This is a genomic window from Emticicia agri, from assembly GCF_004168285.1.
Taxonomy (GTDB): domain Bacteria; phylum Bacteroidota; class Bacteroidia; order Cytophagales; family Spirosomataceae; genus Emticicia; species Emticicia agri.
In genome coordinates, this window is sequence record NZ_SEWF01000002.1 from 31486 (window position 1) to 57277 (window position 25792).

The following is a 25792-nucleotide window of genomic DNA, read 5'->3' on the forward strand; positions in this document are numbered from 1 at the left end:
TTTTTCAGGAAAGTTAAAGCGTGACACACTTGTTTACGTAGTATGCCACGCTTATTGCCTCAAATGTTATTTTTTTACTTCAGCTTTCGTAAACATGGCATTACTTTCGTTGCCTCCTGCCATCAGATAAGCCATCAGGTCTTTAAATTCTTCCTCATTCAGGCTATTAATTAGCCCCTGAAACATAATTGAAACATTAGACGGTTTTTGAGAAACCACATTCTTTTTCAATACTTTTTCAAGGGTTTCAGGCGAATAAGGGTTCTGAGAAACATAAAAGGCAGTTTTATCTTCATTCACCAGGCGGCCAACAATTGAACCACCATTTTTCAGACTGAACTGCGTAGCAGCATACTGGTCAGATACAGCCTTGTTCGGGTCAACAATGGCTTCGAGCATATCTTTTGCCGAGAATCTGGTTCCTAATTGCGTCAGGTCTGGTCCGGTCGAGCCACCTTCGCCTTTCATGGTATGGCATGCTTTACAGGTAGTAGCTGCAAACATGGCTTTGCCTTGCTCAAAATTGCGTCCGGTTAAACCCTGTTCCAGAATTGGTAGCCCATTTCGTAAGTTCCAAAAGCGGCCAGGCCCTTTTGGCGTAGCTGCCGTTATTAAATCATTACCCGATTTACTCAGCATTTCTGCGCCAGAAAGTTTATCAAAATAGTCTTTCTTAGCATCAGGTACATTTTTCAAAGCCAGTTTACGAGACCTGTCTATAAAACCAACGTAGCTGCGCCCACCTTTATAATTAAAAGCATTGCTGAACCATTTGAAGTAGGTATCCTGCTCTGCGGGTGTCCAACCTGTTTTGGCCATCGTTAGCACATTGGCATAATAGGTGTGCTGTGCAGGCGGAACATTTGCTAACATGGCAGCAATATCACCCCCGTATTGTGAACTTCTCAGAATCAAATCGCTCGAAGCGGTGGCTGTTTCCTGCATCAAGGCATTGGTACCCGGCTCCTCTTTCACCGTCATCAAAGCCAATGTTTTCCTGATAGCACTTGGCTCGTCTAAGTAATGCAGAAGTTTGCTTAATGAACGGTTTAATTGTGCCGTATTTGCCGGATAAAGCGGGTTCAGATAAGCCACTACTTTTGGCTTGGTTGTAGCATCTGGCTGACCCATTCTTAAAAAGGCAAGTTCAAAAGCACGATATACATCTAATTGTTGGGCTTCGTTCAAAGATTTTATATTGATGGCCAACAAGGCATTCAGAATCTCATTTTGCTTATCGCCTTTACCCATACGTATCAATGAAATCAATGCCTGTGTTGAGGCAACCGGGTCTTTTTCTTTCAGAGCTAAATCCTGCCATTCGGCTACTGGTTGTTGCTCTATGGCTAAACGGGCAGCATAGCGGATAAATCTATCCGGGCTTTTCAATTGAGGCCAGGCTGTAGCAACCGCTTCTTTATTTGGTCCTCCCACATGAAATTTCTCTAAGTTTCTTCTTAAAGTATTGGCTGCATTAATAGGTGCTGCGGTAACCGGAGCTGTGCTTTCTGTACCTGTATAGTAAACACGATATAAATCTGACTCTAACCTACGACCACCTGACAGGAAATACAAGGCACCATCAGGACCTATTGCTCCATCGGTCAAAGGCAATGGCAGACCTGACAAAAATTCTTCTCTGGTAGCTGTAAAAGATGAGCCGGAAGGTTTCAGGTTAATAGCGTGCATAATACCAAAACTCCAGTCGAAGGCCAATAGCGTATTTTTATATTTAGCCGGGAATTTTGCATCTTTCAGATGTAATAAGTTGGTAGGGGAACCCTGACCAATGTTGATAACCGGAGGTAAATTATCTGCGAAAGTCGGAGACCATTTACTGTTTCCGGTTCTCCAGCCAAACTCACTGGCACTCGTAGCATGGCAGATACGGGTTGGCCGATACCAAGGCAAACCAAAATCCCATTCCATGTCTGCATCATACACAAACAAATCGCCGTTTGCATCAAAGGCCATATCAAAGGCATTCCGATACCCGGCACTTACCAACTCCCAGTTTTTTCCTTCAGGGTCGGTATGTGCAATCCACCCACCGGGCGCCATGCGGTCGTTGGCGTGCCCGCGAGGGTCTTTTATCAATGGAAATAAATTGTCCTCTTTCCAGTTTGATGGTAAGCGATAAGAGTCCATCGGAGGTACATCAGTATGGTTTCCTGAAATCACATATAAAGATTGTTTATCAGGAGAATAAATAATGCTGTGAGGGCCGTGTTCGCCATCACCGTTCATTTCTTTCAGGAGTGTGATTTTATCAAACTGGTCGTCGTTGTTGGTATCCTGTAAGCGGTAAAGCCCACTTTTACGAGGGAAAATCTTATTATTTTTACTGTTATTAATCATTACATAAAGGCTATTAAAGGCATATAACAGCCCATGTGCATACCCCATACCTGTAGTATCAATATTTGGCGCAATACCAATCTGCAATTTTTCAACTTCAACTTTTGCAGTAGAGCCAATAGCAGGAATTTTTACACGAAATAATTTGCCATATTGGTCAGAAGCAATCATACGGCCTTTATCATCGAAAGTCATAGAAACCCAGGACCCCTGATTGTTTTCTGAAGGACTATAAAGATGCTGCGCTGAAAAACCTTCTGATAGCTTTAGTTTTTTAATTTTCGGGTCATCATTGTCTGATACAGGCGGTGGCGGGTTTTTCAGCAACGTAAACGACGCTGCGGATACTAAAGCTAAGATTCCGACCGAAAGTTGGAGTGTTCGTTGATTGGATAACATGATTGTAATAAGTTAAGGCGTAAATGGAGGGTTTTATAAGCACTGCATAAGGGAAGAAGAAAACAGATGTAAGAAAAATATGAGGTATTAATGATGCTCAAACGAATATCTAAGCAAAAGCTTAATACCCCTATTTACCCTAAATTACATATTTATTTTCTACTTATGCAGTGTTTAAATGAACTGTTACTTAAATCAAAAATGCGGTGATAATGCTGCTTCATCAGCTGGTAGGCCATACAATAAACTGATATTAGAAAAAGCATGGCTGCGTACGGTGGCACCTTCCGGATAATAATATTCTACCGGATTGGCTTTCACTTTCTGCCCATAAGCCGTAATCACCTCAACAGCTGTACCTGTGCGTACCAAATCGAACCAGCGTTTGTTTTCAAATGCCAACTCACTTCTGCGATCCTGATATATCTGTTTTCTTAGGTCTGCCTGGGCAGTTGTTGTGGCATCAGGCAAACCTGCACGTGTGCGTACCTGATTAAGGTATGGCAGTGCTTCTGCGGTTTTCCCTTGCTCCATCAACGCTTCTGCTAAGAACAGAAGTGCTTCTGCATAGCGATAAATCGGGAAGTTATTGCCTGTATTGCCATGCAAAGAGTGTGTTTTTGCAAATTTTTTGTTATAAGGGAAAACTTTATTAGCTCGCAGACTTCCGGCAATGGTAACATAAGCTATAGTTGCGTCTTTTCTTTTATCGCCCGCTTCAAAAGAGTTGATTAAATCAGGGGTTGGCGCTCCGTTTCCTTCACCTGTCAATGGCTGAGGGTTAGAGGTACCTGTAATAGGCTTTAATTCTTCCGGACTCATCGGACGAGGCAGGTAGTTATAAATAATGGCCCCATTAAAGCCTGATGCACCTTCCTGATACTGTACTTCAAACATAGACTCTATGTTGTTTTTATTTCCGGTATTGGTCGAAAAAGCATCGTTGAAATCAGGCATTAGTTTGTACTCACCACTTGCTACAATTTCTTTCAGTAGCTTTTCTGCTTCTCCCCAGTTCTTTCTTACCATATATACATTTGCCAGCAACATTCTTGCTGTTCCTGAGGTTACCCTGCCGGGTTCCTGTTTTGATTTTGGTAAAAGCCCTGTTATAGCGGCTGTTGCATCTTTAATAATCTGCGTATAAATCGCCTCAACCTCTGATAATGCGATGGCTGCTTCCTGGCGATTCGTTACCGGCGTAAGGTGCATAGGTACTTTGCCAAAATAACGCACCAGCTCAAAATAGGCATAGGCTCTTAAAAACTGCGCTTGCCCTTTCAGGTTGTTTTTAGATTCTGCACCAAATTCAACTTTGTCAATGGCAGCTAAAACCTGATTGCAACGGCCAATTATCTGATAATCCAGCCGATACTGATTCAGTACATGGACATTTGAAGTAACACCATTGGCCGTTGGTACGGCAAAGTCTGCAATATCTTCTTGTTGTTCGGTAGCACCAAAAAGTATATTTCTATAATAATACGCATTATCTGAGTGCATTTCGCCTAAAAGCCATGCGCGGTCATTGGTAATTGGGCGTAAAGGTACATAGGCCGCATTAACCGCTTGCTGGAAGTCTGCTTCTTTGGTAAAGAATATGGCTGTACTCAAGTTAGTTTCTGGGACAACCGTCAAAAAGTCTTTGCAACTTGATAACCCCAAAAACATAAATAGTGCTGTTATGAGTGTCTTTTTCATTGTCTTATGGATGTTTTAGGTTATTAAAAGTTTAGGTTTATACCAAGTGTGAAAGTTCTTGGAACCGGGTAGTTCGAGAAGTCGATACCCTGGCTCAGGTTTCCACCATTCCCATTTCCATCACCTTGTGCCGATGTTTCAGGATTTGGTCCACCCCAGTATTTGGTAAATACATACAATTGTTGAATAGATGTATAAATACGGGCCGATCTGAATACTTTATTGGCTCTTGGAATGGTATAACCAATGGTTACGTTTTTAATAGTAAAGAATGAGGCATCAGCAACAAAACGGCTGTTCATCCAGTCTCTTTCAATACCTGTTACGTTACCACCACCAACGGTAGTTCCATACATCCCTTTGCCCGGATTTGATTCTGAACGGAAACGATATTTCACGCCTTCCACCAGGTTGAATACGCCATCAAGATTGGCAGTACTATAAATGTGGCGAACTAATAACTGGTTGCCTTGTGAACCCGAACCAACGATACTGGCATCCCAGTTACCATAAGAGAAGTTATTAACAATACCATAAGTGAATTTAGGGAATGGATTACCCATAATTACTCTGTCGTCAAAATCACCACCGTTGGTAATGATACCATCACCATTCTGGTCAGTCAATTTGATACTACCAACCACCGAACGGCCAGGTACTTGTGGAGAGTTTTTCAAATCTTCAGCATTCAGATACATACCCTGAGAGATATGTCCGTAGAACTGACCGAATGGTTTACCCACTTGAGTAATATGGAATGTACCATACACACGGTCGATACCATCAGCCAACGCAATTACTTTGTTACGGTTGATTGAAATGTTTGCATTGGTACTCCATTTGAATTTTCCGGTTGTATTTCTGGTATTCAAAGCAAATTCATGCCCCCAGAATTTGATTTCTCCTATATTATCGTTGAAGTTGGTAAATCCGGCTTCCTGAGCAATCTGTACGCTATATAATAGGTTAGTAGTACGTTTGGTATAATAATCATAAACAAACGTGATGCGGTCGTTGAACAAGCCCAAATCTAAACCAAGGTCTAATTGTTTGGTTGTTTCCCAACCCAGACGGCTGTTTGCTAAAGAGGTTACCACAGCACCCGGAGCTACGGTGTTACCAAAAACAGCATTCACAGTATTGTTAATCAAGGCATAAGGGGTGTAGTTACCAATATTGTTATTACCAATAACGCCATAACTTGCTCTTAATTTCGCAAATGATATTTTAGGCATTGATTTGATGAAGGATTCGTCTGAAAGAACCCAACCCAACGAAACAGAAGGGAAGGTACCCCAACGATTGTCTGCACCAAAACGCGAAGAACCATCACGGCGTACAGCAGCCGTTAATAAGTACTTACCTTTGTAGTTATACGTTAACCTTGAAAGTACAGAAGTTAAGGCCCATTCCTGTACCTGGCTTTGTGTACCTCCACGGTTGATATTGATGGCTCCCTGAATTGTTGGAAGCCGGTCGTCAGCATAAGTATCTGCCTGGATACGTGTTCCTTCCTGTTGGAAACGTTGTTGAGAAAACCCTGCCAAAAGCTCAAAATTATGGTCGTTTATCGACTTGGTATAGGTAGCGAGGTTTTCGTTCAGCCATGTCAGGTTTTCAAAATTCTGGCGTATTGAAACTGCTGTAGTCGGAATGGCCACGTTGATGGCACTGGTAGCAGTTGATGGATTAAAGAAGAAAAACTTAGAACGCAACATTTCAATATTGAAAGTAGATTTCAAAACCAGATCTTTGATTGGTCTGTATTGGATGTAAGCATTAGCGATTATATTGGTAGTTGTAGTTTCATTTACCAGTTCTTCTGCTGCTCTTACCCAGTTCGGATACGCAAAGATATTTCCGGTACTGGCCGGGAATCTGTTGAATAAGGTCAGCGTTTTGCCATCTGCCTCATAAATGGGCATAATAGGCCATGTATGCAAGGCGTTAAACAAAATACCTGTCCCTCTGTCGCCGTCAGTTCTTGGTGTATTATCAAATACATATTGTGGGGCAACATTAAAACCAAGGGTTACCTTATCAGAAATATCATATTCAGAGTTCATTCTCAATGAATATCTTTTGTAGGTATTATTCAGCACAACCCCTTCCTGATTGAAAACACCGCCTACAAACGAAGTTCTTGCTTTTTCTCTGTTGGTCGTAACTGTCAGGTTATAACTTTGTACAGGAGCATCTCTTATTAAAGCGTCGTACCAGTCATTGTTTTTATCTCTGTATTGTGAAGGGTTCTGGAATTCAACAGGAACAGCCTGCCCTGCATCTTCGTAAGACTCCTTTTTGAATTGGGCAAATTCTTCTGCATTCAACATTTTAATACGTCCTCTCATCGGCACCTGCTGAATACCGGCAAAAGTATTAAAAGATACAGTTGTGCCTGCTGATTTACCTTTTTTAGTGGTAATCAAGACCACACCATTAGCGGCTCTTGAACCATATAAGGAAGTAGAAGAAGCATCTTTCAGAATAGAAATATCTTCAATTTCATCAGGGTTCATAGCACCAATATCTCCCGTAATGGGGAAACCGTCAATGACATATAGGGGGTCGCTACCAGCCGAAACTGATAATTGTCCACGGATACGGATACTCATTCCTTGTCCGGGCTTTCCGGTGGTCTGGTTAATTTGTACCCCGGCTAATTGGCCTTGAAGCTTTTGTCCGATTTGCGATACCGGAATATCTTTTATTTCTTTTGCACCAACAGTTTGTACTGCGCCTGTTACATTCTTTTTTAACTGACTACCATAACCTACTACAACGACTTCTCCCAATAATTTTTCGTCGAGTTCTAAGGTTACATTGATTTCAGTCTGGTCACCTACTGTTACTTCTTTGGCTGTAAAACCAACAAAACTATAAACTAAAACTGAACCTTTCGCAGCATCAATTTTATAAGTACCATCTGCTCCGGTCTGAGTACCTCGGTTTGTTCCTTTAATAGAAACGTTTACACCAACTAAGGTTGCACCGTCAGAACCTGTAATGGTACCTTTGATTTGCGAAAAAGCAAAGGAAGAGCAGAATAGAATCAGCAAAAAGGTGCCCCCCATTGCATAAACCCTATTCAAATGAATAGTAAATTTTGATTTCATAAATACGCCTGATTTAGGGTGAATAAAAGTAGATATTGGTTAAAAAGACACGGATAATTCATGTTTTTTATAAAATTATTTACTTTTTATCCTTAGAGCGTCCTGTACTCTTCTGTTTTCGGTAATAAAAATTATATTCTATATTGAAATATTGCTATAATTCTTATTTTGCTCAATGGAGAGGTTTGGCAAAAAAATTTTAAGATAAATCAGGATAAAAGCGTAGAAGAGATGTGGCGAGTTCAGGTAGCATTAGACACCAGAAACAGTATTAGTGCCTGTAAATGGATATAATTAGTTGAAATGGTAATAAATCTTCGGTTGTTAGAGGATATTTTATTAGATAAGCTTATGGCTATTAAGCAAAGTAAAAAATGATTGATATAAGATAGTAAGGTAGGTCAGAAGCTTAGCGTAGCGTTCTGTTTTTTAAGCAATAGTTGGTTGTTTCGATAAATAAACAACTCTTATTTTCTTGCCTAATTTTTATAGGCTGCTATTAAAGATTTCCAGCCTGCATAAGCAGTATGTATTTTTGTATTTGATAAATCCGGCTGTATTTCTTCTGTCTTTGCCTGATTCATTTTTTTTAATTGCTCAATACTCTCATATACCTCACTTTTCAATCCGGCAAGGTAAGCTGCCCCCAATGCCGAAATATCAGCATTCGATTGTTTTTTGAGAGATATGCCCAGTAAGTCAACTAAAAACCGAATTACAAACTGGTTGCGGGTAATACCTCCATTGACAGAAATAGCCTGTAAGGCTGCACCCATATCCTGACTCATGGCATCAATCACATCTTTAATCTGATAGGCGATACTCTCTAAAGCCGCTCTTACAATATGGTTTTTACTTGTGCCAAAAGTCATTCCCTCAATAGAAGCCCGTCGGTTCATTTGCCAATGCGGGCCACCCAAACCACTAAAGGCGGGTATCAGATACACACCAGCATTGTCGGCAACGGCATTAGCCATAGCCTCTGTTTCGGAAGAATGCTGAAACAGGTTAAGTTCATTCTTCAGCCATTCTATGGTTGAGCCACAGGCTACAATGGCCCCTTCAAGTGCATAATCCACCCGGTTTTCAGTACTCCAGCAAATGGTTGTCAACATTCCGTTTGAAGAAATTACAGGTTTATCCCCAATATTCATCATAATTGAGCTACCTGTTCCTAAGGTTACTTTGGCTGTGCCTTTTTCAAAGCATCCTTCCCCAAAAGTAGCCGCATGAGAATCACCAATCAGTGCATGAATCTTTAATGATGAGTTTAGAGAATCGTTGCATATAAAATCTAAATTCCATTCTCCAAAATCATAGGAAGATGGGCATACTTCAGGCAGGTTTAGTTTTTCCAGTCCCCAGAGTTGTAAAATTTCTTTATCCCACGTAAGCGTATTGATATTGAAAAGAAGTGTGCGGTGGGCATTGGTATAATCGGTTTTAAACGATTGTCCTTTAGTTAATTTGAATAATAACCAGCAATCAACTGTACCAAAATACACTTCGCCCTTAGTTAGTTTATCTTTTAATACGCTATCATTTTCAATTAACCATAATAACTTTGTGCCAGAAAAATAAGGGTCAATAATTAGTCCGGTTCTTTCTTTAATCAAAGTCTCCTGATTTTGGGCTTTTAACTTTTGGCAAATGTCAACAGACCGCTTGCACGCCCATACTACAGCAGGTGAAAGAGCCACACCTGATTTATCCCAGAGAACGAAAGTCTCTCGCTGGTTACTGATGCCACAAGAAGCAATCTCAGCAATCCTGTATCCTTTGGCTACAAAATCTGTCAGGCATAGTTTTACAGAGGCTAAAACATTCTGATAAATTTCTTCGGGATTTTGTTCTACAAAACCATTGTCGAAATAATCGGTATGCAAATCGGCATGACCTTTGGCAACGGGATTGCCTGCTTTATCAAAAATAATAGATTTGGTACTACTTGTACCCTGGTCTATGGCGAGAACAAACATTTGTAGCGTTGAAATTTAGAATGATGGGTTATCAGTTTTACTTCTTTTTGCTCTTCTGGTCAATGATGACGGCTAATAAAATCACTAAGCCCTTTACTACCTGTTGCCAGAAGGGCGATACATTCAGCAATACCAGACCATTGTTTAAAACCCCTATAATGGTTGCGCCAATTACAGTGCCTGTTACAGAACCGATGCCTCCCGAAAGTGATGTGCCACCGATTACAACAGCAGCAATAGAATCTAATTCATAGCTTGTGCCTGCATTAGGTTGTGCCGAATTCAGACGGGAACTAACCAGTACACCTCCAACAGCCGCCATCAGTCCGGCAATGCCATAAACGGCCAATTTAATAGAATTAATATTGATTCCTGAAAGAAAGGCAGCTTTTTCGTTACCTCCAATGGCATAAATGTATCGGCCGAAAGTGGTTTTTTTACTGATAAATACGACTATTAAAACAACTATGAGCGAAATCCAGACAGGTACCGGAATACCTATCAACCAACCGGAACCTATGTATTCAAAGCTGGTTCCTAAATTTGAAATGGGCATTCCCTGGGTATAGAGCATGGTTGCACCACGGGCAACAGTAAGCATAGCCAGCGTAACTACAAAAGGAGGGAGAGAGAAGCGGGTAATAACCCAGCCATTAAAAACGCCAATCAGTAAGCCTATCAGCAGTGCGGCTAATATGCCTCCTAAAGTAGTAAAACCAATGAATAAATCGAAGGACTCAAGCGCAATGCCGTTTTTCAATAATCCTGCGCAAACAGCAGAAGTAAAAGCTAAGACAGAACCTACCGAGAGGTCGATGCCTGCTGTAAGTACTACGAGGGTCATACCTACCGAAATGCACACATTGACAGATATTTGCCGCAATACATTCCATAAATTATTAGCAGTAAGGAATTTATCCGATAATAGGCTAATAGCCAAGCATAACACAAAAAGTGCTATCAATGACTGTGATTTCTTTAATAGTTCTTTATTCATCTATATGAGGGTGAATAGGTTTTGTATATCTCTCAGATAGCAGCTTTTAACAATTTATCTTCATTGGCTTCGTCTGCCGAAAATTCTGCTTTCAATTTCCCTTCCGACATTACCAGTATTCTATCGGCTAAAGCCAATAATTCTGGGATTTCTGACGAAACCACGATAATGCTTTTGCCTTCGGCTGCCAGTTTTTTAATGATTTCGTATATTTCGTTTTTCGCATTGATGTCAATTCCTCTGGTAGGCTCATCTAACATCAGAATTTTCGGATTAGTGGCTAACCATTTTGCTAAAACTACTTTTTGCTGATTGCCTCCGCTCAGGTTGACACATAGCTGCTGTGCCGACGGAGTTTTAATGGCTAAGGCCGAGATATATTCTTTCGCAAGTTGTCGTTCTGATTGTTCGTTTAAAAGGCTATTTTCTGATAAGGTTGTCAGGCTGATATTAGCGGCCACGTTCATACCTAATACCAGACCCTCGGTTTTGCGGTCTTCAGTTACAAAAGCCATTCCGTGTCTGATAGCATCTTTGGGTAATTGTATCCTAACATCCTGATTGCCAATGGATATACTGCCTTTGCTTTTGGTTGAATTTACACCAAAAATAGTCTCCAGTAATTCAGTTCTACCTGCGCCCATAAGCCCAAAAATTCCTAAAATCTCTCCTTCGTTCAGTTCAAAAGAGATATTGTCAAGCAGGTTCCGGTTTTTAAGTGTATGATGGGGTAAGGTAAAATTCCTGATGCTTAATAAGGCATTTTTATCAGTAGTATTTGCCTGCTTTTTCTGAATCAATATCTCACGACCTACCATTTTTCTGATTAAATCCTGCTCGGTAGTCTGGCTCATTTCTCCTGCATCAATGCTTTTTCCATCACGCATTACGGTATAAGTCTCTGCTATTCTGAACAACTCATCCATTTTATGCGAAATATATACAATGGTTTTGCCTTCTTTTTTCAAGTCGGCAATAATGCGGTGCAGGTTTTCAATTTCTTTGTCAGTGAGTGCGGAGGTTGGCTCATCCATCAGAATCACCTGCGCATCAGCCAATAAGGCTTTGGCTATTTCTATCAATTGTTGTTCACCTACTTTCAGGTTTTGTACCAACGTAGTAGGGGATATATTGAGTTCTAATTTTTGAAGTAGTTCTTTGGTAATCCGGGTCATCTGAGGAGTATCCAATAATCCCCAACTATTCCGGATTTCCTGACCTAAAAACAGATTGTCTACAATGTTCAGTGCAGGAATCAGGTTTAGTTCCTGATGAATGATGGCGATTCCGGCTTTCTGGGCATCTTTGATATTTTTAAATTTTACAGGCTGGTCATTTAATTGAATCTCTCCCTCATAATCAGTATAAACACCCGTAAGTATTTTCAGGAGTGTAGATTTCCCTGCTCCGTTTTCGCCTAAGATAGCATTGACTTTTGATGGGTAAAAACTCAGGTTTACCTCATTGAGTGCTTTTACTCCCGGAAAAGATTTCGATATGTTAATGGCCTTTAGCACCTGTAAATTCTTATTCTGTTTTAGAGATTCTGATTGGTAAAATGCTTAGTGTAGTTGATTTATCCTGGGTTTTACTTAATTTAGTTGCCCCGCTCAGGGTTATTTTATCGCCAACATTGATGGCTTTCAAATCTTCGGGAATGGCTTTTTCTCTGATAACATTATTAAGTGCTTCCGAGAGTTTGTTAAAATCGGCATTGGTCTTAAAATCGGTTAGTTTTACCAAACCAGAAGCATCTCTGATAGCATTGCCGAAGATGTATTTGGTATCAACCATAAGAATAGTATGAGTGTCGGTAACCACTTTTAGCCCACTTGCCTGTTTTTCAATTACTTTACCTTCACCTTTTACCATAAAATAAGCTGAGTTACCAATACCTAACCGATTCCCATAAGCTTTAAATGCTGAATCAGGATTTGATTGTACCAATGCCGATAATTGTGAAAGCTCAACGGCATTGTTGCTTTTAAGAATACCCTGATAATACAAAGAATCGGCAAAGGTTTTGAAATCAAAACTGGTTTGTTGCTGATTTCTCACTTCGCTTAATTTTTTGAAATAGATGGAATTATAACCAAGAACTAATAGAATAACTATGAATATGCCTTTTTTCATGCGTTTATTATTGATAGCTGCCAGCGTTGGCAGCTGTTACCAATTCTACTTCTACAGGTACTCTTTGCGGAAAATCTCTTTTACCTTTAAAATACTCATCGGCATACTGGGCAGCAGTTTTTGCCATTACTTTGGGGTACTGCATACCAGTTGCTACAATTTTCTTTTCCTTAATTTTTTCTATTACATCAGATGCCCCATCGAAACCAAATACTTTTACTTTATCAGCTTTGCCTGCCGATTGTAAAGCTTGATAAGCTCCCATTGCCATGGCATCGTTGCCACAGAAAACAGCCTCAATATCAGGGTGTGCCTGCATGATGGTTTCGAGTACTTCCATAGCTTTGTTACGGTCGAAATCGCCGCTTTGTTGAGCCACCATTTTAAGATTCGGGAATTTATCTACTACCGAATGAAAACCTCCTGACCTTGCCCATGTATTATTATCACCTACCAAACCGAGTATTTCGGCATAATTGCCTTTTTCATTCAGTGCTTTTACAAAAGTTACCCCGATTTCCACACAGCCCGAATAATTATCAGAGAGTATCTGGCTTGTGGCGGCATTATCGGCATTGATTTCTCTATCCATACAAAAAACCGGAATACCTGCTTCTTTGGCTTTCAGAACATTCACAATTGAACCATCGGCATCCGTCGGGTTAAAAAGAATGGCATCAAAGCCTGATGAAATCAGGTTTTCAAAATTATCTGATTCGGTAGCAGGGTTATTCTGAGAGTCGAAAATCTTGGCTTCGTAGCCTAATTTTCTGGCATTTTCGACAGCTGACTCTGCTAAAACCACAAACCAGGGATTATTGAGCGTAGAGATAACTACCGCTATTTTGGGCTTCCCGTCCTGTTTTTCTTTACACGAAATGCCTGTTAAGCTGAGCAGTATAAATAAAAAAAGTAATTTTTTCATAGGTTTCAGGGGGTAACGTTCACAATGACTCTCTGGTAACGTGTGAGGTTAGGAGTGCCATTGTCGGTAACTTCTAATATGAAGTGCATGGTTTTGGGTTCGGTTACTTTAGGAGCCGTAAAACTGATTTCCTGACTGGCAGGATTTCTTAATGTAAAGCGGCTGGCAGTAATGCTTCCTACTTCTTTGTAAAAGAACCAGTTATAGCTCACCTCATTATTATCGGGGTCAGTGGCTTTGCCTGATAAAACTACATTGGCTCCTGATTTTACTATAAGCGTATTAGCATGACCCAATGTGATAACTGGAGGGTGATTGGCTTCTTTATAGTTTTTGGCTACGCACCAATCCATTCGGGCAAAGAAGTCATTCTGAAACGCTTTTCTCCATCGCCAGATGGTAGCATGATTGCTTGTATGATAGGCTTTGGTAATATCGCTATATACTTCGTCCTGTGTATCTGTCCAGATAGGACGGGTTTCCGGCTCGTACATATACTTTTTGAATTGTGGAATATACAATTCGTATCGCCCTCCCCAGCCACCATAGTCCGGGTTTTCAGGAGAGTTCAATCCATTGTTGATAAGACCCATAAATGAGGGGCTGTCTCCTTCCATCAGAAAATCAATCTTTGGATATTTCTCACCTAATGGGCCATGATTCTGGCGTACGTGTTGGTCAAGGTATCTGTTACGTACAATAGTCGTATCTGCTCCAGTGAATCGACCATGAAAAATATCACCTGAGATGCCCGACCATGTAGCATAGTGATATTGTCCGCCGCCATTTTCTTCATAACCGGGGCTTACGATATAAAACAAATCAGGGAAATTTTTACGAATCCAAGGGCCTGTATCGTCCTGGTCAGAAATGGTATATACCCGAAGCTTTTTCACAATCTGGGCAATTTCAGCAGGTTTTTTAATCTTTTGCAGTTTGAAGAGAGCTTGTGCTAATACATTAGTGCCTCCCCAGGCCTGAATATATAATGGACGAGCATCGTTTTTGAGTATACTTTGTACCAACCATTCAGAACCTTCAGAATCTTTACCCTCGCCTAAACCTTCCTTGCCAAAAACAGGTAAGCCTTTTTTGATGATAGAGTGCATATAGGCTTCGGTAGGGTAGCCTTTTTCGTGTATTTCCAGATTATCTCTTACCTTGCCATAAGCCTCTGTAATCTCATGCAAACGCCATTCGGCAGTTTTGGTACGTTGCCAGCAAGAGGTAGTAGCTACAATCCCCTCAGTATCAAACTGATTGGCGTAAGTCAGAAAACGCACATAAGACATGGCATCGTCCGGCTCATTCTCAATATCCGTCAGCACAAATACCCTTGGTTTCTGTGCAAGGGAAATGTGATAGAGTAGTGAAAATAGTATAAGGTTGAGAATTTTAGCTTTCATATCAGTCAGGGTTTGTTTGGGTAATTCTCAGGGCAATATAGGGTTTTAAGGGCAACCTGATTTTTCGGTTAGATTTATCAGCAATCCGATAATCGTTTGCCTCGCTGGCTTCAAACGTGGTATTGACTTTAGTTATGCTCATATCCCACGTATCAATAATATCTACTTTGTATTTAGTGCCAGGCTTTGGTCGCTCAGAACTGGCATTCTTATGAGGCAAATCAAAAATCCATTCTTCAAGCATTTCTTTACCGAAGTAAATCAGATAAGTGCCTTTACCATTGGTAGCGGTCTTAAAATCCCGACTGACATCGGCCATTTCTAATGGGCCTGTTTCTGATAGTATTTGCCTGGCAAGGGCGGCTCTTTTCCAGCTATTTCCCTTGAATTGCCCTCCTTTTGCCCAGAAGATAGTATCCCGATGGTCTTTAAACATATATGATTCACCATGTGTAACATAGGTGCCACCCAATAGACCCATCCAGACCATATGGTTCATTTCTTCGCCACTGTATCTGCCCCAGCGTGATTTCAGATTTCCTTCATAACCCACTTCATCAAAAATGATGGGCTTTGGATAAATGCTTCTCACGATGGCCGCTCCACCCCAGTTGAGCACAGGTGCTCCATCCTGAATAGATGTATGGGTGATTTCGGGCATCTGGTAATTAAAGTATTTCGCCGTACTGCCATGAATAGAGCATAAATGATGATAAGGGTCGGCTTTTACAACCGCTTTAATCAGCGTTTCCCAGTCTTTGTCTGTTTTGCTTTTTACAAAATCATATTCATTGGCCAACGACCACCAGATGTTGCGAAAAGAAGCCAGACGGGCTACTAAATATTTGATATAATTCAAATTAGCTTCCATAGGCATTTCATCAAATCCCCATCTGCCTTTATCATAAGGATGAAAAACGATTAAGTCTGCCTCAATCCCTAATGCCTGCAAATCATCAATGCGTTTTTCTAAGTGTTGGAAAAAGGCGGGGTTAAACTGACTGAAATCCCATATTTTTACTTCATTTCCTTTTGCGTCTTTTTTTATCTCTTTTACTGCATAAGGATATATAGTAGGCTCTTCTTTTACGAGTTCATAATTTTTCGGAAACACACACATTCTGATTTTATTAAATCCTGAATTCTGCAAAGATTTCAAGGTTTGTTCTTGAACATCGTCAGCCATGTGTGTCCAGGCATAGGCTGTAGTACCTAAGGGAAAATAAGCAGTACTATCGGCATATTTAAAATGATAAGTTTGCGAAACCCTGACAATACCATGATTATTTGCAGATGCTTTGATACACTCAAACTCTCCTTTTTTGTTATTTAAAGGAGTAAATGCGCTCTTGGTGCTATATTTCCAGATACCCGTTTTATCCGGCATGAATCTAACGATATACTGGTTATTGCCATCATAAAAGCCTGAAACAGTAATAGAAGTATCTTTATGGGTAAAAGTTGCTGACAGCAGATTATCTGAAAAGCTGTTCTTATCTGAATTGTTCGGCAATTTGAGTTCAAATCTGTTCCATTGCTCAATTTTTAGTTGAGCGAAAACAGAGTTGATGTTCAAAAAGAGTCCAACACTTAGTAAGAATATACCTTTAAATCCTCGCATCATTTTACTTTTTTATCCATGTTAAAACTGTATCGCTTAATCCTTTCTTTGATATACCGTAATGCTCAAAAATTTCTACCTGCGAACCCGAAACGGTATGGTCGTCAGGCAAGCCCACAATCTTGAATGGATTACGAAAACCGTTTTGTAAAAGCAAAGACCCAATGGCCTCGCCTAATCCCCCATAAATTGAATGTTCTTCTACTGTAATAATGGGTTTGCCATTGGCGGCAATTTCCATAATTAAGGTGTTATCTAAAGGTTTAATGGTGTGCATACTTACAATTGTGCAGTTGATACCATGCTCATTTGCCAGAACCTCTGCCGCTTGCACGCAGGGTAACACCGCTTCGCCTGTAGCTATAAATGTTAAATCTGTACCTTCTTGAATAATCCTCCCTCTACCGACTTTAAAATCATGTTTACCGTTTCCTGATGCACCACTTAATGAGTCCGGCATATTCTTCTTGCCGAAGCGGATATATACAGGGCTTGTCATGGTTGCTGCTTGCCGGATAGCTTGTTCGGTTTCGTAGTTATCAGCAGGGGCAACAATGGTAATATTATTAATGGCTCGTAGTACGGCGTAATCGTGCAAACTATGGTGTGTACTGCCTAAGGCCCCATAACTCACTCCTGCCGAAATACCAATGAGCTTAACCGGGTTATCAGAATAACAGACATCGTTTTTAATCTGCTCTAATGCCCTTGCTGTAAGAAAACAGGCAGGTGAAACGGCAAATGCTTTCTTACCCATACTTGCTATGCCTGTGGCTACGCCTACTAAGTTTTGTTCCGCAATACCTACCTCCACAATCTGTTCGGGGAAACGCTGCCCGTAAGAAACTAACTTGCCCGAGCCACGGGAATCGCTCGTTATTACATAAATGTCCTTATCCTGTTCAGCCAGAAACTGTAAAGTTTCGGAGAAAACCTCCAGATTTGCTTTATTAATTGTATAATCCATAATTCCGATAGATGCTCTATCTGTGCTTTCAAATTCAGCGTTTTGTCTGTTTAATTTAACTCTGCTAATGCCATTTCATATTGTTCCGCATTAGGTACACCATGATGCCATTTCAATACATTTTCCATATAGCTGATACCTTTGCCTTTGGTAGTATGTGCAATTACAAATGAGGGCTTACTTTGTTCAAAAGGCAGGCTTTCTAAGGTTTGTGTCAGGGCTTCTATATTATTTCCATCTACTTGACGAACCGCCCACCCGAATGCTTCTAATTTTTTATTTAAAGGTTCCAACCCCATTACTTCGGCATTTGGTGCTGTAATCTGTAATTTATTGTAATCTAATATGGCACAGAGGTTATCTAATTTATAATGGGCTGCAAACATAAATGCTTCCCAGTTAGACCCTTCGGCCATTTCGCCATCGCCCAATACAGTAAAAACTCTTACACCGGATTTATCTTTTTTAGCAACCAGCGCATTGCCACAACAGATGGATAAACCATGCCCTAATCCCCCAGTATTTTGTTCAATACCTCTGATTTTTTTGGTTGGGTGACCGATATAAGGCGAATTGTATTTACACAAAGTCAATAAATCTTCTTCTGCAAAAAAGCCCTTATCTGCTAATATTACATAGAGGGCTTCTACACAATGTCCTTTGCTTTGGATATATCGGTCTCGCAGATTAGAATCAAAATTCTCAGGCGAAACATGCATTATCCTATTATACAATACATTAAGAATATCAATGACTGATAAACTCCCACCTGTATGCCCTGCTTTGGCATGGTAGATGTATTTCAGAATGTTTCTTCTGTACAATTTTGATTTTTCTTCTAATACTTTAATTTCCATTTTCTTTGATTTTTGGAGAGAAAAACCCCTCTCCCCAACGGCAGCGGCCGACCTCCCCTCTCCCCAACAGTGGGGAGAGGGGCTCACTGCTCCTTCCCCATTGTTGGGGAAGGCTGGGATGGGGTCAAAATATTTCAATGCTTATAAACCTCCCAACCCATATAGTTGCCCAAGGCTTCTTCAAGAATACCTGCAGTTTTTGAAGCATTCATTACTACATGATGCTCGAATCCGTTTCTACAAACGTATTTCATCAATTCTTGTAAATCCGGGATTTGTGCTACTGCCCGATTCCCGAATGTATTCAGAGGGTCATTAGTTAATTCTCCCTCGCCTATATAGGCTTTAATAATTCCTTGGGGGTCATCAGTACTGATGCGTCCGTAAGTCAATGGCATCGCAGGTGTGCGCCCATCCAAGGCACCATAGGTATTTTCTACGCCAACGGTAGTGCCTAAAATCGGGGCAGTACTGATTTGAATATCCGGCAGGAACGACTTCGCCCAGTTGCCACAGTGAAACAATACGCATTTGTTTTCATCATCGGCATAGTTATTATTCCAATCTACTAATGCACTTGGTGAGCCCGATGCCAATTGCATGGCATACATCGAAAGCGTACCCGTTACATCTACCTCGCAAGCACTTGGCAGCATATTTTCTGACATAATACTCATGCTTGTGCATACATTACAACCATAGTTTTGTTGCAGCGAAGTCCAGCATTGAATAGCTGTGGCATCTAATACATTTTCTTCCATTATTTCTTTCAGCACTACATCCAGTCGGGCAATCTGTAGCATGGCTTCGTTGGGTGTTCGGCCTTTAGGCGCATAGGCGTTAATTGACTCTAAATGCTGTTTTACTTTCGCATCGTCAGTAGCCAGTTTGTTGGCTCTTCCCAGGATTTCAGACAGGTCGAAAGTAGTTACAGTAATGCCATTTCTCTGAAGAATTTTCTCTGAATAGCGAACCGTATTAAATGCCCCCGGTCTTGCACCAATTGCTCCGATTCGTACATTTCTCAAACCTTTTACTACCCTGCAAACCGCTACAAAATCTAATAAATCTTTCTGAAAGTTTTCGCTTGACGGCGAACTCACATGCTGGCTTGTTAAAGTATATTTGATACCGTATTGATACAGATTATTGCAAACCGAGATTTTACCACACCATGAATCCCGACGATTGACTACATTCATTTTATTGAGGTCGTCAGGGTATGCCTGTATCAGCACAGGTACATTCAGATTAGCTAATTTAAGCGTATCTGCTACTCCTTTTTCATCACCAAAATTGGGTAATAATACCAGTATTCCCATCATTTCTTCCCGATGAGCTTTGAATAATTCGGCACATTTCTGTGCTTCCTTAAAGGTTTCTACTCCTCCCAGCTTGGTGTCGTTACTATCTAAAAGGATAGGTTTAAGGTTTAGTTTGGCAAAAACATCAATGATTTCGATTCTTGCTTTTTCTACTAAACTATCCGGAAAAAAATCTCTGTTTCCGATAATGATTCCAATACTCATGTTTCTTGTTTTTAAGCGCACAGATTCAGGTTTTGTCGTAGTATATCTGTGACAGGTGTTGAGTCTTTCAGCATTTAGGCTATAATTACTTCTATTTCGTTTTCTCTGAACACATCCTTATGTTTTTCTTCTATTCCGGCATCGGTAATGATATAGTCTATTAATCCTAATGCACCCAGGCTTGCCAAAGCACTTTTACCGATTTTGGTACTGTCTGCTACCAGGTAAGTTACTTCGGCAGCATCAATCATGGCTTTTTTTACTACTAAGTCACTGATACTTGGGTAGGTTAAGCCTGATTTGAGCGAAATACCCGCAGTAGCCAGAAATAACTTCTGCACATTTAAGCCCTTAAAAAAATCAGCCGCTTTTTGTCCGGTCAGTGATAGAGTAGGGGGTTTAAATTCTCCGCCTGTCATAATCACTTCAATACTCGGTTCTGTGCCGAGCATCAGGGCAATGTTGAGCGCATTGGTAATCACAGTCAGGCTTTTGATACCGGAGGTCTTTATTTTCTTGGCAATCTCGGTAGTAGTACTACCCGAATCGAGAATAATGGTATCGCCTGTTTCTATAAATTCCAGACATTTCTGGGCAATTACCTCTTTTTTGTCAAGGTTATCCTGGTGTACCAGCGAAAAACTCCGGACCTGGTCTTCTACGTTTTTCAGGTAGGCACCGCCATGCTCTTTTATAATCAAATCTTCGGCTTCGAGTTTTTCTAAATCCTGCCTGATTGTTACTTCTGTTACTTTAAAGAGACGTGCCAAATCGACTACTTTAGCCGAGCCGTCTTCACGCAATAATTCTAAAATTCTATCTCTCCGCTGATTGGGTAGCATGGTTTATGTAATGAATATTAAATGTTTACAAATAAATAATCAGCTAAGTTACATCTTTAAAATTCATTTCCTTGAAGCAAAACTAAAAGAAACTAAAAGAAATAAAAAGAAAATAAACGAAAATATTTGAGAAATAATTTTTTACTTTTATTTTCGCAATCAAAAATAAGTCAAAGTATTTATTTGAAAAATTATAAAATCATGGAAAAATGAAAAAAGGCATTTTCTTTTTATTTAATAAAAAAAAGCTATACCTGTTATGTATTTCATTCTTCGGAATGTTATTGCTGAATAACATGGCAATGGGACAGCCTAAACCCCGTACCATCGTAACCACTGATGGTGAGATAGATGATGTAGATTCGTTTATCAGAATGCTACTCTATGCCAATGAATTTAAGATAGAGGGTCTGGTATATAGTAGTTCTATGTGGCATTATAAAGGCGATGGTAAAGGTACTAAGTTTGTTTCTGAAATGGCTATGACCAAGAACCTGTACAAGGAAAAAACTGACCTTCGCTGGCCGGGTGTTACCTGGATGCAGGATTTGATTGGCGCTTACGAAAAAGTATACCCGAATCTGATTTTACATGATAAATCTTTTCCGACTGCCAACTCACTCCGGAAATTGATAAAGATAGGTAATATTGATTTTGAAGGAGAGATGGAACAAATAACCGAGGGGTCGGAGTACATTAAGAACAAATTGCTCGACGCTACCACAGAGACTATTTATCTGCAGGTATGGGGTGGAACAAATACAATAGCCAGAGCATTAAAATCAATAGAGGAGCAGTATAAGAATACTCCTAAATGGCAGCAGATCTATACGAAAGTATGTAAGAAAGCAATCATTTATGCCATTTTAGACCAGGATGCTACCTATAAAAAGTACGTTGCGCCAAACTGGAAAGACCTGAAGGTATTCTACAATGCCAGCCAGTTCTGGTGTTTTGCATACCCTTGGAAAAGAGCCGTTCCGCAGTCGCAACACTATTTGTTGGAGGGCAAATTTATGGGCGATGAAATCATTAACAACCACGGCCCATTGACCAAAATGTATTATAGTTATGGCGACGGACAAAAACAGGAAGGTGATGATGAACACATACATGGTGATTTAAGCAAAGTAAAAACCGGACAGTGGGGCGCATTCGGTAAGTATGATTTTATCTCAGAGGGAGACTCTCCATCGTATCTGCATCTGATTGATGTAGGTTTAGGTAATATCCAGAATCCGGCGTATGGAGGTTGGGGAGGAAGACTGAAGCAATCGGCAGAAAACCCGAATCGTTGGGAAGATGGTAAAGAGGTAGCCGACTATAACCCATTTACCCAGAAAATGGACTTAACTTATCCGCAGACCCGTTGGATTGAACCTATTCAGTTAGACTTTGCTGCTCGTGCAGACTGGTGTGTAAAAGATTTTAAGAATGCCAACCATGCGCCTAAGATTTCGGTAAAAACAGGCAATGCCATTAAAGCGAAAGCAGGTAGTAAAGTGCAGATTGCAGCCAGTGCCAAAGACCCTGATAAAAACAAAGTAAACTTTACTTACTGGCAATATAAGGAAGCAGGAACTGCCAAAGAAGCCGTTGAAATAAACAAGAAAACCAATGAAACTGCAGAAATAACATTACCTGCCACACTAAACAGCGGAGATACTGTGCATATTATTGTGGAAGGAAAAGATGAAGGCACACCTGCTCTGACACGCTATCAGCGGGTGATTATTACGGTTTTGTAATAGTTTATGGGCAGAACTTAACTGAAAAGGGGCTACTGTTAACAGGTAGCCTCTTTCGAATAGTCTATTATGTCAGATGTATAGTTTTATCAGGTGTTATTATTAACTGAAAGCCTTTTTTCTTTATTTTTTCTCCTACGTTCTGTTTCATAGGCATACACACGCTCTTTATTTGCTTTGCGATACTCACGGCAATACTCTTTCATTTCTTCCCGATGTTGTTCCGCATACTCCCGAGACCTTTGGTTGAGTTTGTCTCTGTTTTTTTCTCTGTACTTTTTCTGGTACTCTCTTTGATATTCTGTGGTTTTCATAATTGATGATTGTTCGGCAAAAGTTAAATTTCTATTTCAAAATTATCCAATTTTCTGAAATATCATAATTTTTCGGAGTTTTTATTTGATGGACTATTTCATTGATAGATATACGAATGTAATTAATGTTCGTTTTTTTCATATTTTTAACTAAACAAAAAAGACAGCTACCAATGGCAACTGTCTTTCTAAACTCAGTCGTTGTAACAGTAATTATTTCCCTTTTTGAGTTGTCAACAATATATTTTTCAGACTTTCTACGTCTTGTTTTAATTGCTTCATATCCTGATTTTCTTTTTCTAAAACCTCAATTCGTTTTAATAACTGTTGTGTAGCAGAGATGTTCAGAGTAGTCAAGGCTTCGTAGTCAACCGCACGGAAATCGTTTACTTCTTTGCCATAGACAAATACTTTTCCGCTTTTTTCAGAACTGACCTGAATACCATTGGCTGATACAGACAGTACTTCTACAACCTCCTGTTTTTCGTCAGTAATCAATTTAAGTTTGTCACCTGCTTTTAAAGTTGTTCTGGTTAGTGGAATAAATCCTTTTTCGATAGCGCTTAACTGGTAAATATCAGGAATGAAATCGGTTATTTTAGTCACAGCAGAAGGATACACTTCTTCTACCTGTTGGGCAATTACTTTCTTGTAATTCGTATTTCCTTTAGAGATAGAGTCAGTTAACTGATAATCTGTTATCTGAATATTCTTTAAAGTATTAAGGTCATGGGCATTGTTTGATAAGCCCTTTATTTTTTTGATACGGGCGTCTGAATAAGCATTAAACTCAGAGGCAGCAATACGATGTGAAGCATAAATAGAATAATTATTAGCACCTGAACTTGTACCTGTGTCTCCATTACTATTCAGATAACCATAATTTGGGATAGTAGTTGACAAACTACCATCTATTACCAATTTCGCTCTTGTAGGTGATTCTGTACCAATTCCAACTGCACCATTGCTTTTAATAATCATTTTAGAGCCTGTATTATCTTTCAGAAGCAAGTGTCCGACACCCTCACTATTTCCGCTTCCAGTAGATACAAATTTCCAGTTATTGGCGTTGGTAGAAGTATTATTGATTGAAAGCCATGTGCCTGTAGTAGAAGAACTGGTAGCACGCAGGGTTTCATTGGTCGTACTCACTACTTCCAATTGAGAATTTGGAACGACAGTACCAAACCCTACTTTACCAGTAGCAGAGTTAATAAACATTCTGGTATCGGTCTCATCTTTTACTAACAGATTACCTGCGCCTTCGGTATTTCCGCTTCCGGTAGATATAAATTTCCAACTTTTACCTCCGGTAGTAGAATTGGCTAAATTAAACCATGTTCCGACAGTAGAATTACTTGAAGCACTGAAAATATCTTTTAAAGAACTGGCTATCTGGAACTGAGCGCCGGGATTAGCAACCCCAATCCCTACTTCACCTGTATTCTTAACAACCAACCGTGAGTTATCATTACCTTCTACTACAAAAGACCCATTAGAATCCTGACCAATATCCGTCCAGCTATTTCCAATACCTTCAAAACGCATCTGAGGTGCTTTGTTGGTTGTAGATAGCAATCTTGCTACAACAAGTGTATTGTAAGTAGTCGGTACCCAATTTTGTATAATAAAACGCCCGTTTTCATTAGCTATTACATCTAATTTACTGGCATTTTCATAAGGGGTATGCGCTCCTATAATTAATCGGCCGTTTACACCCATATTCCGCTCGAAGAAATCTCCATAAATTAAAGGGGTAGCAGTATTTGAGTTATGAATATATAGTTTATCGTTGCCTGTTGCATCAGAACCTGCGCCGTCTCCTATAAATACATTATAACTCCCTGTTGCATTATAACCTGCATAAGAACCAATAGCTACATTAGACATACCTGATATATTATTAGCAAGTGCTACACGTCCTATGGCAGTATTAAAATTTCCTGAAACTTTATTTTCTAATGCACCTGCTCCAATAGCCGTATTATCCGTGCCTGTAGTATTCTCCAAGCCTGCATTGAAGCCAACAAAAGTGCTATAATTTTGAGTTAAGTCATCATTTCTTCCTGCTCCCTCACCAACAAATACACTTAATCCGGTATTACGGATATCTATTTTTCCATTAATACGGGTATTTCCATCTACTTCAAGCATTTCAGATGGATTCAGAACCCCAATACCCACCCTCCCGGTATTGCGTATAATCATTCTTGTACCCTCATGGTCTTTGAAGTGTAACTGTCCGTATCCGCCGTTTTCAATGGTAGTTCCTGTTCCGGAATGGAATATCTGCCACTCCTTTGAAATAGGGATTTCCTCTATATTTCCCGTAACCCCGGAAGAGATTCTTATTCCTGCGCCAATAGTTGAACTTCCACTAAAATTAGCAACTGTTGAAAGAGCGGTATTTCTAACATCTAATTTATAGGCAGGAGTATTGGTTCCAATCCCCAGCTTAACGGATGGTATCATATATAGGTACTCATTCTCGGCAGCCCAATAAGGGTCTGAAAAAAAGCTGGCATCTGTCCAGGTTCCATTTCCATCACCATCCGAAGTCATTACTTTATACAAACCTGCTCCAGTAGTCATTTTAAGGAACTTGGTTGCTACTGTATCTGTCCACCTGCCATTCCCTGCATTATCTGAAGCCATTACTTTTAAGCTACCTGCCCCGTTAGTCATTCTGAAGAGTTTGGTTGCGAGCGTGTCGGTATTGGTTTGTGATTTTGGGAGTATGGTTACGCTCTGCGAAAAAGCCTTAGAGAAAGCAAGCAGAGAAATTGCAACAGATAAAGCTAAGTGTTTAGGTTTTATAAAAGTATTCATGGTAATTGAGCTTAGATGTATTAATGATTGCTAAAGGATTTACAGCTATAAATGTTTGGTTTATTAAAAAA

General features: G+C 40.1%; 17 protein-coding genes. 1 reads left to right on the forward strand and 16 read right to left on the reverse strand.

Translation table 11 applies throughout. The features are described 5' to 3' along the window. Positions 1 to 66 precede the first annotated feature (66 nt). The 14 genes from EWM59_RS01250 to EWM59_RS01315 all read right to left on the reverse strand — a co-directional run bounded on the left by EWM59_RS01250 (position 67) and on the right by EWM59_RS01315 (position 20830). On the reverse strand, positions 67 to 2757 hold the full coding sequence (locus EWM59_RS01250; RefSeq protein WP_130019127.1) for a c-type cytochrome: 2691 nt from the start codon (positions 2755 to 2757) through the stop codon (positions 67 to 69). A 195-nt stretch (positions 2758 to 2952) separates the two neighbouring features. Further along, positions 2953 to 4458, reverse strand: coding sequence for a RagB/SusD family nutrient uptake outer membrane protein (locus EWM59_RS01255; RefSeq protein WP_130019128.1), 1506 nt, complete (start codon positions 4456 to 4458; stop codon positions 2953 to 2955). 23 nt (positions 4459 to 4481) lie between these two features. Continuing rightward, complete coding sequence (locus EWM59_RS01260; RefSeq protein WP_130019129.1) at positions 4482 to 7574, reverse strand: SusC/RagA family TonB-linked outer membrane protein; 3093 nt, start codon at positions 7572 to 7574, stop codon at positions 4482 to 4484. A 479-nt stretch (positions 7575 to 8053) separates the two neighbouring features. Continuing rightward, positions 8054 to 9553: an FGGY family carbohydrate kinase gene (locus EWM59_RS01265; protein ID WP_130019130.1), complete on the reverse strand. Its 1500-nt coding sequence runs from the start codon at positions 9551 to 9553 to the stop codon at positions 8054 to 8056. 37 nt (positions 9554 to 9590) lie between these two features. Further along, on the reverse strand, positions 9591 to 10550 hold the full coding sequence (locus EWM59_RS01270) for an ABC transporter permease (protein ID WP_130019131.1): 960 nt from the start codon (positions 10548 to 10550) through the stop codon (positions 9591 to 9593). Positions 10551 to 10582: 32 nt separating this feature from the next. Then, positions 10583 to 12067, reverse strand: coding sequence for a sugar ABC transporter ATP-binding protein (locus EWM59_RS01275; RefSeq protein ID WP_130019132.1), 1485 nt, complete (start codon positions 12065 to 12067; stop codon positions 10583 to 10585). Between the two features lie 10 nt (positions 12068 to 12077). Further along, positions 12078 to 12683, reverse strand: coding sequence for a DUF2291 family protein (locus tag EWM59_RS01280; protein WP_130019133.1), 606 nt, complete (start codon positions 12681 to 12683; stop codon positions 12078 to 12080). 7 nt (positions 12684 to 12690) lie between these two features. Continuing rightward, positions 12691 to 13608, reverse strand: coding sequence for a D-ribose ABC transporter substrate-binding protein (locus EWM59_RS01285; protein ID WP_130019134.1), 918 nt, complete (start codon positions 13606 to 13608; stop codon positions 12691 to 12693). A 5-nt stretch (positions 13609 to 13613) separates the two neighbouring features. Beyond that, a complete protein-coding gene (locus tag EWM59_RS01290; protein ID WP_130019135.1) occupies positions 13614 to 15014 on the reverse strand; it encodes a DUF1593 domain-containing protein in 1401 nt (466 codons plus the stop codon). A 1-nt stretch (position 15015) separates the two neighbouring features. Further along, positions 15016 to 16638, reverse strand: coding sequence for a DUF5060 domain-containing protein (locus EWM59_RS01295; protein ID WP_229239252.1), 1623 nt, complete (start codon positions 16636 to 16638; stop codon positions 15016 to 15018). 1 nt (position 16639) lies between these two features. Beyond that, on the reverse strand, positions 16640 to 17602 hold the full coding sequence (locus EWM59_RS01300) for a transketolase family protein (RefSeq protein WP_130019136.1): 963 nt from the start codon (positions 17600 to 17602) through the stop codon (positions 16640 to 16642). A 50-nt stretch (positions 17603 to 17652) separates the two neighbouring features. Continuing rightward, on the reverse strand, positions 17653 to 18459 hold the full coding sequence (locus tag EWM59_RS01305; protein ID WP_130019137.1) for a transketolase: 807 nt from the start codon (positions 18457 to 18459) through the stop codon (positions 17653 to 17655). A 134-nt stretch (positions 18460 to 18593) separates the two neighbouring features. Further along, positions 18594 to 19988 (reverse strand): L-fucose/L-arabinose isomerase family protein, encoded by a 1395-nt coding sequence (locus tag EWM59_RS01310; RefSeq protein ID WP_130019138.1) that lies wholly within the window; start codon positions 19986 to 19988, stop codon positions 18594 to 18596. A gap of 74 nt (positions 19989 to 20062) precedes the next feature. Next, positions 20063 to 20830, reverse strand: a complete 768-nt coding sequence (locus EWM59_RS01315) for a DeoR/GlpR family DNA-binding transcription regulator (RefSeq protein ID WP_130019139.1) — start codon at positions 20828 to 20830, stop codon at positions 20063 to 20065. A gap of 209 nt (positions 20831 to 21039) precedes the next feature. On the opposite strand from EWM59_RS01315, the gene EWM59_RS01320 reads away from it, so the two are divergent. After that, positions 21040 to 22578: a nucleoside hydrolase-like domain-containing protein gene (locus EWM59_RS01320; protein ID WP_229239253.1), complete on the forward strand. Its 1539-nt coding sequence runs from the start codon at positions 21040 to 21042 to the stop codon at positions 22576 to 22578. An 89-nt stretch (positions 22579 to 22667) separates the two neighbouring features. Here EWM59_RS01320 and EWM59_RS01325 read toward each other — a convergent pair whose 3' ends face one another. Further along, positions 22668 to 22892: a hypothetical protein gene (locus tag EWM59_RS01325; RefSeq protein ID WP_130019140.1), complete on the reverse strand. Its 225-nt coding sequence runs from the start codon at positions 22890 to 22892 to the stop codon at positions 22668 to 22670. A 213-nt stretch (positions 22893 to 23105) separates the two neighbouring features. Next, complete coding sequence (locus tag EWM59_RS01330; RefSeq protein WP_130019141.1) at positions 23106 to 25721, reverse strand: tail fiber domain-containing protein; 2616 nt, start codon at positions 25719 to 25721, stop codon at positions 23106 to 23108. Between the last annotated feature and the right edge of the window lie 71 nt (positions 25722 to 25792).